Here is a 13,508-nt window from a genome sequence, read left to right as displayed (position 1 = left end):
GGTTTCGCTTCGCTCTACCCATCCTACAAAGTCGCATTAGCCGCCGAGATATGCCTTCTGCACTTGCGGGTCCTGCGCCAGCGCGGCGGCGGTGCCTGAGAGCACGCTCCTGCCCACCTGGAGCACGGTGGCGAAGTCGGAGACTTCCAGCGCAAGCTCGATCGATTGCTCTGCGAGCAGAATCGTCAGCCCCTCGCGATGCAGCCGGCCGAACGTCTCGTACATCGACTCCACCACGGCCGGCGCCAGGCCAAGCGACGGTTCATCCAGCATCAACAGTTTCGGGTCGCTCATCAGCGCGCGGGCGACGGCGAGCATCTGCCGTTCGCCGCCGGACATGGTGCCGGCGCGCTGGCTGCGGCGCTCCTTCAAGCGCGGGAAGATCTCATAGACGCGCTCCAGCAACGTCCTGATGCGCGTCTTGTCCTGCAGCGGGGTGGCGCCAAGCAGAAGGTTGTTCTCGACGCTCTGCTGCACGAACAGCCGCCAGCCTTCCGGCGACAAAGCAAGGCCCTTGCGCACGATCGCGAACGCGCTCTGCCCCGCGATCGCCTCGCCGTTGAAGTGGATGCTGCCGGCATGCACCGGGATCAGGCCAGCGATCGCGTTCAGCGTCGTGGTCTTGCCGCCGCCGTTTGAGCCGAGCAGCGCGACCACGCTGCCCGCGGGCACTTCCAGCGAGACGTCGGAGACGCCGATCAGGTCGCCGTAGCGCACTTCGAGATGTTCGAGGCTCAAGAGCGGCCCGGTCATGTCGCCGGCCCGCCCATCAACTCGATCGGGGTGTGGCCGGCGGCAACCTTGGCGGCGCGGGTGCCGAGATAGGCCGCGATGACGGCCGGGTTGGACGTCACCTCGCGCGGGCTGCCGCGCGCGATCTCCTTGCCCTGGTGGAACACCATCACCCGGCTCGCCAGCGACATGATCACTTCCATGATGTGCTCGACGATCACGAGCGTGATGCCGGAGCGATGGATATCGCGTACCAGTTCGATCGCAAGCTGCACCTCGCGCTGCGTCAGCCCTGCCATCGCCTCGTCGAGCAGGAGCACTTTGGGTTCGGTTGCAAGCGCCCGCGCGATCTCCAGCCGCTTGCGGCCGGGCGTGCCGAGCGAGCGCGCCGGCGCATCCGCAAGCCGCATCATGCCGACCTGCTCCAGCACCGAGCGGGCTTTGGTCTCGGCCTCGACGCGATGCGGCGTGCGCAGGAAGGCGCCGATCATCACGTTCTCCAGCACTGTCATGCCCTCGAAGGTCTGCGGCACCTGGAAGGTGCGCGCCAAGCCGAGCCGTGCGCGCGCCTCCGGCGACAGCTCCGTGATGTCGTGGTTCTCGAACAGCACTTGGCCCGATGTCAGCGCGAGATCGCCGGTCAGGCAATTGAAGAAGGTGGATTTGCCGGCGCCATTCGGCCCGATCAGGCCGAGGATATCGCCCTGCCCCAGCGTGACGCTGGCCGCATCGACCGCCTTGAAGCTGCCAAAAGCCTTGGTGACCCCGCGCGCTTCAAGAAGCATGGCCGGCCTCTTGCGCGATGCTTTCATCCATCGGCTTGGCCCGACGCTTCGCCCACAGACGATTGATCAGGGCCAGGATGCCGCCGGGCTGGAAGCGCGCGATCAGCACGATGATGGCGCCATAGACGACGAAGGTCAGGCCGGCGCCCTTGCCGCCCAAGAGGCTGTTGGAGATTTCCTCGAGCGGCACCAGGATTGCAGCGCCGACGAATGGGCCGAACAATAGTCCGGCGCCGCCGAGCGCCGCCATGATCAGGATCTTCACCGAGATCAGGATGCCGAGCCCGGACTCCGGATCGACGAAGCCGAACATCATCGCATAGAGCGCGCCGGCGACGCTGGTGAGCCCTGCGCTCAGCATGTAGGCGTAAAGTTTGATGCGGCTCGCAGGCGCGCCCAGCGAACGCGCCGCACGCTCGGAATCCTTGATCGCGCGCAGATAGAAACCCATCCGGCTGCGCGTCATCCACCAGGTGATGGCAAGCGTGATGATCAGGACCGCCAGGAACAGATAGTAATACGGCAGCGCGGAGATGAAGGAGAGATCGAACACGTTGCGCGCCACAGTCGGGCCGCTCAGGCCAACGGCGGCGCCGAGATATTCGGTGTTGGTAACGATCAGCCGCGCGAGCTCGGCGACCGCGATCGTCGCCATGCTGAAATAGTGGCCCGACAGCCGCAGCGTCGGCCGGCCGATCACGGCCGCGATCAGCACGGCAAAGACGATGCCGGCGGGAATTCCGACCAGCGGCGACAGCGCGAAATGCGTATACGCGCCCATCGCGGCATAGGCCCCGCAGCCGAAGAACACGACGTGGCCGACCGAAATCTGGCCGGCGTAGCCGCCGACGATGTTCCACGCCGAGGCTGCGATCGCATAGAGCAGGACCAGCGCGCCGAGCCGTTGCTGGAACGGCGTCGTGAACACCAGCGGATAAGCGACCACCAGCGCAAGCGCGATCAGGAGCCAGAGCGTGCGCCGCATCACGTCTTGCCCATCAGGCCCTGTGGCCTGAACCAGAGGAAGCCGAGGAACAGCGAGTACACCACGATATCCTTGTAAACGGCGCCGATCAGATAGCCCGATAGCGACTCGATCACGCCGATCAGCAGCCCCGCGACCAGCGCGCCGGGCACGCTGCCGAAGCCGCCGAGCGAGACCGTGACGAAGGCGACGATGCCGAGCGTCTCGCCGACCGTCGGCACGATGTAGAAGAAGGTCGCGATCAGCGCGCCGGCAAGGCCGGTGGCGCCGGCCGCGATCGCCCAGGCGATCGCCTGCATGCTGTCGGGCCGGATGCCCATGAGCTGCGCGGCCGTCGCATCCTCCGCGACCGCCAGCATCCGCGAGCCGAGCGTGGTGCGCGTCAGCAGAAGATGCAGGGCGAGTGTCACCACCAGCGCGACCACGCCGGCCAGTAGGCGCGAGGCCTGGATGCGGATGCCGAAGATGTCGAAGGTGCCGCCGACGAGGTTTTCGGGCAGCGACAGGAAGTTTGCGCCAAACCACCAGAACACTGAATAGCGGAGCAATAGCGCCAGCCCGAAGGTGCCGAGGATCTGCGCCAGCATCGGCCCCTTCATGATGTCGCGGATCAGGCCGAAATAGACGATGACGCCGAGGGTGGCGAGCAACAGCGTCGCGAGCGGCGCGCCGATGAGCGGCCCGCCGCCGAGCAGCGTGTAGACGACGAACGCGACATACATGCCGAGCATGACAAAATCGCCATGGGCGAAGTTGACCACGTTCATCATCCCCCAGACCAGCGTCAGCCCGGAGGAGAACAGCGCGTAGACAGCTCCCAGCAAGAGGCCGCCGACGATCACCTGAACAAGCGTGAAGGTCATGGATGTGCGCGTATTGTTCTTGGTTGAATCACTTGGCCGTCAGCCCCCTGACCACCTCTCCCGTCGGGAGAGGTCGGCGCGAAGCGCCGGGTGAGGGGATCAGGTCTATCGATGAGCATAACCCCTCACCCGATTTGCTTGCGAAAATCGACCTCTCCCGATGGGAGAGGTGAACACTCTGCATCACCAGCCCTTGTAGGGCATGATCGGCGTCTTCTCGGCGCTCGCCTTCGGCCAGACCGAGACGTAGTTCTCACCGTCCTGGAGCTGGATGATGAGGCCGGACGCCAGGATGTTCTGGCCCTTGTCGTCGAACTTGACGCCCTTGTAGCCCATCATGATCTGATCGGGCTTGAGGTCGGTCGCCTTCAACGCGGCCTGGATCTTAGCGGGTTCCGTCGAGCCGGCGCGGTCGATCGCCTCGCACAGCACGAACAGCGCCTGCATCTGGCGCGCGACGGTATCGTCCATGTCATCGCCGCTCTTGTCCTTGTACATCTTGGCGATGATCGCGGTCGGCGAGCCCGCGGGACCGACGCTCCAGGACGAGCGGTTGAAGACGCCTTGCGAGATCTTGCCGACCGCCTTGATGAAGGACGGGTCGGAATAGCCGGAGTCGTCGGCGAGCAGCATCGGCGGCTTGTAATCGAGCGCCTGCATCGTTTTGGCGAACAGGATCGCATCCGACGTATAGGAGATCGCGATGACGACGTCGGGCTTCTTCTCCTTGAGCTGCAGCACCTGGCTCTGCACGTCGGTCGCGTTGGTGGCATAGGCGACGTCGAGCGCAACCGCGATGCCCTTCTCCTTGAACGCCGTGGTGAGGGTGTTGGCGACGGAGGCGCCGTATTCGGTGTTGTCGTGGAGGATCGCGATATTGTCGGTCTTGGCGCCGGCAGCCTTCATGTCGTTGAGGAATTCGTAATAGACCCGCGCGAAATCGGTCGCGATCGGCGTGACGCGGAAGAACCATTTGAAGCCGCGCTCGGTGAGGTTCGGCGCCACCGACTCGCCGTTGACGAAGGGGATGTTGTATTTCTCGGCAATCGCGCTCGCGGTCAGCGTGATGCCGGACTGATAGGCGCCGGTCAGCGCTACCACTTTTTCCTCCGTGATCAGCCGCAGCGCCTGGTTTTGCCCGGTTGCGGGGCTGCCCTGGTTATCGGCGTAGACGATCTCGACCTTGGCCCCGCCGAGACCTGCGAGGCCGCCATTCTTGGCGAGCGGGAAGTTGCCGAGCTCGGGATGGGGGTTGTTGATGATGTCGAGCGCGACATCGAACGCATGCTTGACGTGAACGCCGATGCTCGCCGCATTGCCGCTCATCGGGAAGATGCCGCCGATCTTGACGGTCTTGCTTTGGGCCGCGGCATTGCCCACCAGCGCGGCCGACATGGCGGCAGCCGAAAACAGCCCGATGACATGTGAAAATCTCATCTTCGAACGTCTCCACTATCCCTTGCCCGATGCCGGGCTTTTTATGCATGGGAAGCGCACGAGCCGTTGCAGCCCCCGCCCCCAATTTTCTTGGTACACCAGCATCGCATGGCACCCTGACCTCGGCAAGCCAAGCCAGGTGCGAGTCCGCATGCGCATCACGCGAGCCGATCGCGCTATCGCTGCTTCAACGCTAGGCAATTCAGCGCTGCACGTGCGGCGTGCGCATTCGAGCGTAAGGTGGGCACGTCACTGCGGGTGTGACGCCGCGTTAGGCGTGACGGAGTTGCTCTTTAGGTGCTCATAAAGCTGACGGCGATGACCGCAGCCGTCTCGCGTTCTGCGAGCAAGAATCTAGGCCACATCGAAACCAACGGCTGCTTCGATGCCCGATCGCCTGCGGTGGAAAGCCGGTTTCGGATCAAGCTGTTGTGGGATTAGCCAATCTGGCTGGGGAACCTGGATTCGAACCAAGACAAACAGAGTCAGAGTCTGTTGTGCTACCGTTACACCATTCCCCAAAATTGCTCAACGGCTTCAATAGCTTAAGTCTATAGCCGGGGCAATGCCGGCGGGCGGGACCATAGCAAATCGCCGCCTCGCTGCGAGGTCCTTCTACTGTTCGGTCCGGGCCTTGGCAAGCAGGTATGGCAAGTGTTTCCGGGCAAAAATGCGGCCGGCCGGCGCGTGCAGCCGGCCAACGAGCTAACAATACGCTCGCAGGGGTAACACGCGCGTGGCGCTATCGCTTCATCGCCATCCGAGCCCAGCGCCCTCACCTTCCGCTGCGCACCTGCATGACAATCGCATTGAGCCTCGTATTGAGCCCTGCGAGATCGACGCGGCCGATGCCGGCTGTGCCAAGGCATTTCTTTCCGCAGCCGCCGCCTAGCCCCGCCGGCTTGCCGAAGGTTGCCACCGGGACGCTGCCGGTGACGGGAAATCCGCGCGCGAAGAGCTTGGCGCGAACTGCGAGGCAGTAATTGACCGAGAGATGGGAGAAGCGCGTCTCCCCGTGGCCTGCGCGATATTTCATGGTCGCGGTGCAAAGGTCGCCGCCGGCAAGGCGCCTGCGCAAGATAAGTCACCCCGTAACGGATGTTGTTTTCGGGCATCGCGAGCTCGGCATTGCTTCCCGTGAAGCCCAACATGCGCGCCGTCGACGGCAGGATCTGCATCAACCCGATTTCGCCGACATCGCCGATTGCGCCGGGGCTATAACCGCTCTCCACCGCCATCACCGCCTCGGCAATGGCCGGCGCCAGTCCCTGCCGCCCGGCCTCCTTCTCGATCAGCGCGCGGTAGTAGGCCAGCGCGTCGCTGCGGTTCATCGGCGATTGGGGCTTGGCCGGAGCTGAAGAACCAGCCAGCGGTCCGGCAGACGGCGGGCCCGGTGCGGGAGCCGTGTCCGCAGGCATCTCGATCGCGGCGTAACGGACGGCGAAACTCGCATCGTTCGCGGCTGGCTCCGCCCGGCCGGCAGCCGTCATGAACGCGGCGGATAGTACCGCCATTGCCGCCACCAAGCCGCGCCATCGCTGCGATGCCGGTGCCGGCACGTTCAATCCTCCACGCCTGTCTTCGGACGCAACGAGAGCCGCATGCGCAGCGGCTGCGGCATATCGAGCGGCGTGCTGCCAACGCCATCGCCGATCAGAAGCGTGGACAGATCATGCGAGGCGTCGTCGTCGAGGCCTTCCAACTCAATGCGCTGGACTTTGCCATCGGGCATCACCCATACGCGCACGACAATCGACGGGGACGCCGCCCTGGCATCAGATGCGCGCCTTGCGACCGCGTCATGGAAGCGGAGCGCCGGCGTCGATTCCGACGCCAGGCGCTCCTGCAATCGAAGCTGCAGGCGCTTGGCGAAGTCCTGCCAAGCCGCCGGCGCTGGGGCCGCGTTCAGCCTGCCATCCACGTCGGTTGCGGCCTTGGCCGAGATTGGCTTGGCGCCGAGCAAGACGGCAAGCGCGCCGAGCGCTGCGCCGAACCAGCGCGCGCTTCGTCGTCGCCACAAGATGCGGCTTCCGCCGGTATGGATAGCGGCCTTCATCCGCATCTGGCGCCGCTACTGAACCGTGTGGGGCACGTCTGTCTCGGCGACGCGATCGCGATCCGTCGCGGGCGTCTGCAAGGCTGTGCTGGCAGCGGGCGCATTCGGCGCCTTGGCCTTTGCCAGATTGGCCAGTTCTTCGCGCAGATAGGCCACGAGCTGCTGCACCAGGTGATCCCAAATTTCGATCTGCGCCCGCAGATTGTTCTGCGTCACGCCGCCCGCCACCGAGAAATCGAGCGACAGAGCGAGGAACGGCGGGCTGAGCTGCAGGCGCGCGAACCGGCGGGTCGCATTCCAGCGATTGATCAGGTCAAGCGGCAGTTCGCCCTGCACCTGCAACACGGCGATGAGGGCGACGTCGATGAAGCTCTGCTCGTCGCCGGCGATCCGGTTTCCGGAACGGACGTCGAAGGCAAGCCCATTGGTGCCGGAGCGCAGGTAGGAGATGTTGGCGACCGGGTCGGTCAGGGTCTCGACGCGATAGCCGGCGAGCTGAAACAGTTCGCGCAGGCTGTCGAGCGTCAGTTTGGTGATCGTGGCATCGGACATGGAAAACTCCGTAACAGGTTGTGGGTGAGCGGATCGTCAAATGGCAGCGGAATGCTGCCGGCGTGTGTTGCAGACGTTGCAGTGTTCCGACGACAATCGTTGCGTCATCGGCATCAAAAGGCGGCGCTTGCGGGCAGCACCTGGGAGGGCCATGGCGCCGTCCCGGGCGAACGCTCCTGCGCGATCAGGGCGCGCGCCGCCTGCGCCAGGTCGGGCAGCACCTGGTCGGTCAGGCAATCGCAGGCGGCGAGGCCGAGGCCGACATGGCGCGTGGTCGTGCGGGACGATGCTGTGGCCGGCCCGCCGGGGTCTTGCGGATCGGGCACCACAAGACCGGAGCGGCCGGCGGCGAGGTCGGCGGCGAAGCGGGCCTCGATCCGCAGCACCGGCGCACGGGCCTCCTCGCCAAGCCGGTCGTTGACCGGCAGATGCGCCAGCGTCAGCCGCGCATCCGCGATCAGCAGCCGCAGATGGCGCAGCATCTCCGCCCCCTGCGCCAGCACGTCGTCAAACCGGATCATGGTGCCGAGCAACAGATCGGCTTCGAGCTCGAAATCGACGCGCTGCCCATCGACCGTGGCCGGCACCACCTTGCGGATCTGCCAATAGGTCACCTCGCCGATGCGCGCGTCATGGCCGTTGAGCTCCAGGCTGCAGCGGATCACCACACGGGTCAGGCCGTCGCCGTCGCGCGCGAGCTGATCGCCGAACTGCAGGCAGACCCGGCACCCGGCCGGCAGCCCATGCCGCCGCCAGGTCGCGAGCACGGCGCCGCGATAGCCGCACATCGCAAGCAGCGTCCGCAGCCCGCCAGCGGTCAGCCTCCAGTCCGGCGCCGGTTCGGCGATGGGCGGCACGGCGGCCATCGCACAGATTACCGCGCCGCCGGCGTCGGGCCGCCGATCAGGCTGGAGAGCGCGAGCTCGTTGATGACGGGCGGATTCTGCTTCAGCAGCTCGGCGAGGTAGGCGCGCCGCAGCATCGCGGCGCGCTCGCTGCGCATCTGCTGCACCAGCACCTCGCGCACCTCCGGCAAGGTCCTTGTGTAGGACGCCTTGGTGTCGGTGAGCTTGATGATGTGCCAGCCGTCGTCCAGCTTGATCGGCTCGGCGATCGCGTTCTTGGCGAGCGCCATCACCTGGGTGCGGATTTCCGGCCGGATCTGGGTCTCGGCCAGCCAGCCGAGCTCGCCGCCATTCTTGACCTCGCCGGTCTCGTTGGCGAGCGCGGCGAAGTCGGCGCCGGGGGCCTTCAGCTTGCGCTGGATGTCCTCGACGGTCTTCTTCGCCTTGTCCTCGGCGGCCTTGTCGGCGTCCTTGGCCAGCGGCACGAAGATCTGCGCCAGCTCGAACTGCCGCGGCATCAGGAACGAGGCCCGGTTGGCATCATAGACCTTCTGCAACTCGTCCTCGCTCGGGAAGCTCGCCGGCGGGGTCGCGACCTGCTGCAGATAGAGTTCGGCGACCGCGCTCTCGCGCACCCGGTCGAGCTGCTCGGCGATGGCCGGCTGCTGGTCCCACTTCTTGGCCGCGACCTCCTGCAGCACCAGGCGGTTGGCGAGCATCAAGCGCACCGCCTGGCTGAGCAGGTTCGGATCCTGCCCGAACGCGGCGCGCTCGCGCGGCCCGAGCGCGGCGACATAGGCCCGGATCTGGTCGGCCGAGATGTTGATGCTGCCGACCCGGGCGATCACGTCGTCACCGGCGCCGGATTTGGCGGCGGCCGCGCCCTGCGTCGTCGCCACCGGCTGCGGAGCCGCGGCGGCGGGGGCCGCGGGCTTCGGCTTGGCGACGGCCTGCGCCGGACGCTGCGGCGCCGGCGGCGGTGCCGTCTGGGCGAAGGCGGCCAGCGGGAGCGCGGCGAGCGCCGTTGCCATGAGCGACACGCGCAGGGACCGGATCGGGAGTGCGCCGCGGAAAAGAGAGCGTTTCATTGTTCTGCCTTCTGGTCGAGGATCTTGTCGCCGCTGTCCTGGATGTTGTTCTGGATTTCCACCCGCCGCAGCCCCAGCATCGGCTCATGCGCGACGATGGTGTCGCCGATCGTGACGCTCTTGTACTGCTTCAACAGCTCGCGGCCGGCCTTCAGCATCTGGTCGTTCTTGGCGACGCAGCCTTTGGTCGCGGCCTTGTAGGCGTTGGCCTCGCCCTCGAACTTGGCCCGCGCCGCGTCCTTGTCGCGCGCGACATTGGCCGCCTCTTCATAGGCCGACTTCCATTTCTCCAAGGTCTCGTCGCGCTCGGCGAGGCGCTTGTTGAACTCGTCGACGGCCTCGCGATGCTGCTTCTCGGTCTGGCGGACCTGCGCCTTGGCGGCGTCGACCTGGGCTTTCGCCGCGGCCTTGTCCCGCTCGGCGTCCGCCAGCTTGGCCTGCAGCGCCGTCCGCTGGTCCTCCAGTTGCCGGGTCTGCAGGGTGGCGCTGCGCAGGGCTTCGCGCAGCCGATCGGTCTCGGCATCGGCGCGCGCGGGTCCGACCTGCGAACCCACCGCGACGGCTGCCGCCATGGTGAACGTGAGAATGCGTATCTTCATGATCAGAACTTTGTGTTGAGATCGACCAAGAGGACGTCGACGGCATAGGGCGATCCGGCGATGCTGTTGGCGCTCAGCCAACGCATCGACGCCCATACGTTCTCGCTGAGACCGACATTGGCGCCGAGGAAGTAACCCTTGAGGTTGGTGCCGCCGAGCCCGAAATCGGAATCGGCGAAGGCATCGAGCGTCGCGTCCGACTCCAGGTATTTGTAGCCGGCATGCACGTTCCAGTCGGCGAAGTGCTTGATCTCCTTGTTGCCGAGCGTGACGCGCGCCATCCAGCCCATGTCGCCGCCGTTGAACGGGCCAAGCACCGACCCGCTCGCGGTACCGGCGCGGTTGTTGATGGCGATGCCGGGGACGTTGGACACAGGCGCAAGCCCGGTGCCGGGGACCGTCAGCGCGCGATTGAACGCTGAGTTCCAGACAAATTCGCCGTCGAGCACGATGTGGAACGGATGGAATTCGCCGAGGTCGAGCGATCCGCTGGCGACGATCGGGCGGAATTTCTGGACCAGTCCGAAATACTGAAACTGAAGGTTCTGGCCCAAATTATTGTGGACGTCGCTGTAGATGTTGCGCAACATCATGTAGGTGTTGCCCTTCTGGGCAAACAGCGGCCGCGACAGATCCGAGCTGCAGCTATCCGAACTCGAGCCGACAAAGCAAGTCTCGGAGAGCTGCCCCTGCACGTTCTCGAAATCGTAATAGGCTACGCCGAAGCGGAACTCAGAGACCGGGTCGAACCGTGCGGCAAAGCCGCCTTGGGCGCCGAACAGCCACTTGTCGTGGCTCGGAAGCTTTCCACCACCATTCTCGTAAGACGCGTTGGTACCCGCGTTGAAGTCGGTATTGAAGATCGGAAACGCGCCCAGGACGCCGAACGCCGTAATGTTCGGAATCACCTCCTGCTTGGCCTGCACGGCGAAGCCGTCGAAGCCGAGTTCGCGGTACCAGACCAGATCGGTCGGCGACCAGAACGGATTGTCGAAACGCCCGACCTGCGCCACCACATCCTGGTTCGGGAGCTGATACTTCAGGAAGCCCCGATCGAGCCAGATCGAATATTTGGAGAAATTCGAGCCGCTGCCGCCCAGCGTCTGGTTGGTCGAGACCGGCGAGTTGCTCTCGCCGGTCGCGATCCGCAAGCCCGCTGCGAAGCCGTTGGTGAGGTCGGCGTCCATGCCGAGGCGGGCGCGCAGCCGCACCTGGTTGCGGTTCTGATAGGTGTTGTACGTCGGGATTTGGTTGAGGTTGTCTGGTCCCAGATTGTAAGGCGAGCCTGAGTTGATGGCGTTGAAGTTGATCAGCCCCGGATCGTTGCCGGTCGGGAAGAAGCTGCCCATATAACGAGCGCGGACGTCGCCGTAGAAGCGGATGCGCTGCGCCCATTCCGGATACGCGCCCGGCGAGGCCCAGTTCTCCTTCGCGGCCTTTGCCATCACTTCCTTCTTGATGTCCTCGCGCAATTGCCGCTTCACGATCTCCGGCACATAGGTGACGTGCCGGGTGCCGGGCGGATTGGCTGCCGCAGCGGCCGCGGTCGCTGCCTTCGCGGCTTCATCGGCCTTGCTGGTCGCGTCCTTGGAGGCCTGGCGCGACACATAGGCTTCGTCCTCGGCCTGCTTGATCAGCGACTGCGCCTCATCCTCGCTCAGCAGCTTCCGCTTCACCATGAGGTTGAGAAGATTGACCGTCGTATTCGGCGAGGTCGGCTTGGCGTCCGACACTTTCGGCCGCTTGGACTCCACCTTCTTCTCAGGTGCGCCGGCCTCATCCGCGGGCTGGCCAAGTGCTGGCGCCACGCAGGACAGCGCAGCCAGCGAAACGGCGAGCAGCACCGTGCGCCGGCGTGCACCTGGATTAATCTCAAACATGTTGTCCCCAGTCCTCTTGTAGTCCGTTGTGTTTGACAAACGTCGCGTTAGCTCGGCCGACGCGCGGTCACGCGCGTCACCATCGGCATCGGCATGTCTTTCGGCGGCGGTTCGCGCAGCGTCAGACTGCCGAGAATGTCGTTACGTATCAGCGCGTCGAGTTCGGCATCGCCGGTCGATGGCACGAGCTGAACCCGGTTGATGCGGCCGGTGCTGTCGGCCCACAGGCGGATTTGCACCTCCATGACCGCCCTGCGCGTCCTGTTGTTGGAACGCAGCGCGGATTCGATCTGCGCCTGCACCATCGAGGCGTACCAGCCCCAACGGCTGCCACCACCGCCCCCGCCACCGTAAGGATTGCCGCCCGGCTTGCCGCCGAGATTGAAGAGATCGCCTGGTCCGGTCGCCTGCGCGTCAAGCGACAGCGGCCCCGGCGGCTCGTCGTTCTTGGCGTCCTTGACCGGCTCGTCCTGCGGCTTCTCGATCGGCTTTTCTTCCTTGAACTCCGGTTCGGCCATCTTCGGCTGCTCGATCATCTTCTGCTCGGGCGGCGGAGGTGGCGGTGGCGGCGGAGGTGGCGGCGTGATGTTGACGATCGTGATCTCGCGGACCTGTCGCGGCGGCGGCAGATCGTCCCCGCCGAACAGCCAGTAGCCTGCCCCGCCGAACAGCAAAGCGATCACCGCAAGCGCCGCGCCGTAGCGCATTCCGGGGCTGCGGAATATAGAGCGCTGACGATCTGACGGCTCGTCCGGCAGATTCCAATCGTCCCGAAGCTTGCTCACGATACGACCTCGACCTGCCGCAGACCGCGATCGCGCTCGGCGAAGTACTGAAAGACGAATTCAACAAGCCTTGTGAATTCCTTCGTCTCCAGCGTCAGCGCCAGGACAGGCGCGGCATCTATCTTCAGATGAAAGGTTTCGTCTTCGGCGTTGAACTCGACATAGGCGTCGCGGTCGATCGACAGGCGCGGCCGGCGGCCGCGCGAGATCGTCGCCAGGAACGGATCATCCTCCAGCTCTCCGGCGGTGACGCGGCCGCGGAGCTCGTTCGCCAGCTTGACCAGAAGCGCTTCGCCCCGAATGGGAAACGGCAGAACGACAGAACTCACGCAATCCCCTCCCTTCGTGGCATCGGAGGCAAGGTTATCGAGAGCCGGCCCGACCAGCCGCAGCCGGACGAGCGCTCGCTGCAGCGCATCGAGCGCACGCTCGTAGGCGCGTTTGCGCCGAATGGGCGTGTGAGGAAGAGCCGTTGGTACCGGGATCGACGATCGCATCACTTCACGAGCGGTTTGGTGGCGAGTCCAACCTGGTTGAGGCCGATGCGGCCCAAGAGGTCGAGCACGTCCATCACGCTTTGGTATTGGGCCTGCGCGTCGCCGCGCAGCACCACGGGGAACTCCGGCGTCAGCGCCTTCTGCTGCACCAGCCGCTGCTCGAGCTCCGGCAGGGTCACCGGAATGGTGTCGAGGAAGATCTTGCCGTCGTTGGCGACCGTGATCGCCTTGGTGGTCTGCGTCGCCAGCGACGGCGCGGCCGAGGCCTTCGGCAGGTTGACCTTCTGGCCCTGCACGGTCGCCGTCGTCATGATGATGAAGATCACCAACAGCACGTAGGCGAGGTCCAACATCGGGGTGATGTTGATGTCGTCATACGGCTTGGAGTCGCTCTGGATCTGCAT

General features: G+C 65.3%; 15 protein-coding genes, 1 tRNA gene and 1 pseudogene. All 17 read right to left on the bottom strand.

Features of this window, described 5'->3' with window-relative positions:
- Window positions 1–36: 36 nt before the first annotated feature.
- The 17 genes and pseudogenes from YY7_RS0118955 to YY7_RS0118875 all read right to left on the bottom strand — a co-directional run bounded on the left by YY7_RS0118955 (window position 37) and on the right by YY7_RS0118875 (window position 13,508).
- Entirely contained in the window at window positions 37–753 is a 717-nt protein-coding gene (locus tag YY7_RS0118955) for an ABC transporter ATP-binding protein (protein ID WP_028164586.1), read from the bottom strand.
- Complete coding sequence (locus YY7_RS0118950) at window positions 750–1,517, bottom strand: ABC transporter ATP-binding protein (protein ID WP_028164585.1); 768 nt, start codon at window positions 1,515–1,517, stop codon at window positions 750–752. Before YY7_RS0118950 ends, YY7_RS0118955 begins: the two co-directional genes overlap by 4 nt.
- On the bottom strand, window positions 1,507–2,502 hold the full coding sequence (locus YY7_RS0118945) for a branched-chain amino acid ABC transporter permease (RefSeq protein ID WP_028164584.1): 996 nt from the start codon (window positions 2,500–2,502) through the stop codon (window positions 1,507–1,509). The genes YY7_RS0118950 and YY7_RS0118945 overlap by 11 nt, the downstream gene beginning before the upstream one ends.
- Window positions 2,502–3,365 carry a branched-chain amino acid ABC transporter permease gene (locus YY7_RS0118940; protein WP_028164583.1) on the bottom strand — a complete coding sequence of 288 codons (864 nt, stop codon included), beginning with the start codon at window positions 3,363–3,365 and terminating at the stop codon, window positions 2,502–2,504. Before YY7_RS0118940 ends, YY7_RS0118945 begins: the two co-directional genes overlap by 1 nt.
- Before the next feature lie 183 nt (window positions 3,366–3,548).
- On the bottom strand, window positions 3,549–4,802 hold the full coding sequence (locus tag YY7_RS0118935) for an ABC transporter substrate-binding protein (protein WP_028164582.1): 1,254 nt from the start codon (window positions 4,800–4,802) through the stop codon (window positions 3,549–3,551).
- 447 nt (window positions 4,803–5,249) lie between these two features.
- A tRNA-Gln gene (locus YY7_RS0118925) sits at window positions 5,250–5,323 on the bottom strand.
- A gap of 254 nt (window positions 5,324–5,577) precedes the next feature.
- Entirely contained in the window at window positions 5,578–5,880 is a 303-nt protein-coding gene (locus YY7_RS65090) for a hypothetical protein (protein WP_433994512.1), read from the bottom strand.
- A 52-nt stretch (window positions 5,881–5,932) separates the two neighbouring features.
- Window positions 5,933–6,040: pseudogene (locus tag YY7_RS65085) on the bottom strand (transglycosylase SLT domain-containing protein); the annotation flags it as partial.
- 323 nt (window positions 6,041–6,363) lie between these two features.
- On the bottom strand, window positions 6,364–6,858 hold the full coding sequence (locus YY7_RS56655; protein ID WP_051396800.1) for a hypothetical protein: 495 nt from the start codon (window positions 6,856–6,858) through the stop codon (window positions 6,364–6,366).
- A gap of 15 nt (window positions 6,859–6,873) precedes the next feature.
- Window positions 6,874–7,410 carry a YbjN domain-containing protein gene (locus tag YY7_RS0118910; protein WP_028164581.1) on the bottom strand — a complete coding sequence of 179 codons (537 nt, stop codon included), beginning with the start codon at window positions 7,408–7,410 and terminating at the stop codon, window positions 6,874–6,876.
- Window positions 7,411–7,523: 113 nt separating this feature from the next.
- Window positions 7,524–8,276: a hypothetical protein gene (locus YY7_RS0118905; RefSeq protein ID WP_028164580.1), complete on the bottom strand. Its 753-nt coding sequence runs from the start codon at window positions 8,274–8,276 to the stop codon at window positions 7,524–7,526.
- An 8-nt stretch (window positions 8,277–8,284) separates the two neighbouring features.
- A complete protein-coding gene (locus YY7_RS0118900; RefSeq protein WP_028164579.1) occupies window positions 8,285–9,343 on the bottom strand; it encodes a peptidylprolyl isomerase in 1,059 nt (352 codons plus the stop codon).
- Window positions 9,340–9,942: a hypothetical protein gene (locus YY7_RS0118895; protein ID WP_028164578.1), complete on the bottom strand. Its 603-nt coding sequence runs from the start codon at window positions 9,940–9,942 to the stop codon at window positions 9,340–9,342. Before YY7_RS0118895 ends, YY7_RS0118900 begins: the two co-directional genes overlap by 4 nt.
- A gap of 2 nt (window positions 9,943–9,944) precedes the next feature.
- Window positions 9,945–11,822, bottom strand: a complete 1,878-nt coding sequence (locus tag YY7_RS0118890) for a putative porin (protein ID WP_028164577.1) — start codon at window positions 11,820–11,822, stop codon at window positions 9,945–9,947.
- 47 nt (window positions 11,823–11,869) lie between these two features.
- Complete coding sequence (locus tag YY7_RS0118885; protein WP_028164576.1) at window positions 11,870–12,607, bottom strand: TonB C-terminal domain-containing protein; 738 nt, start codon at window positions 12,605–12,607, stop codon at window positions 11,870–11,872.
- A complete protein-coding gene (locus YY7_RS52180) occupies window positions 12,604–12,936 on the bottom strand; it encodes a hypothetical protein (protein ID WP_051396804.1) in 333 nt (110 codons plus the stop codon). The genes YY7_RS0118885 and YY7_RS52180 overlap by 4 nt, the downstream gene beginning before the upstream one ends.
- A 167-nt stretch (window positions 12,937–13,103) precedes the next feature.
- Entirely contained in the window at window positions 13,104–13,508 is a 405-nt protein-coding gene (locus tag YY7_RS0118875) for an ExbD/TolR family protein (protein WP_028164575.1), read from the bottom strand.

Origin of the sequence: Bradyrhizobium elkanii WSM2783, from assembly GCF_000472865.1 — a bacterium.
Taxonomy (GTDB): Bacteria; Pseudomonadota; Alphaproteobacteria; order Rhizobiales; family Xanthobacteraceae; genus Bradyrhizobium; species Bradyrhizobium elkanii_A.
The sequence above is the reverse complement of the archived record's forward strand: the minus strand, read 5'-3'. Positions and strand labels throughout refer to the sequence as shown.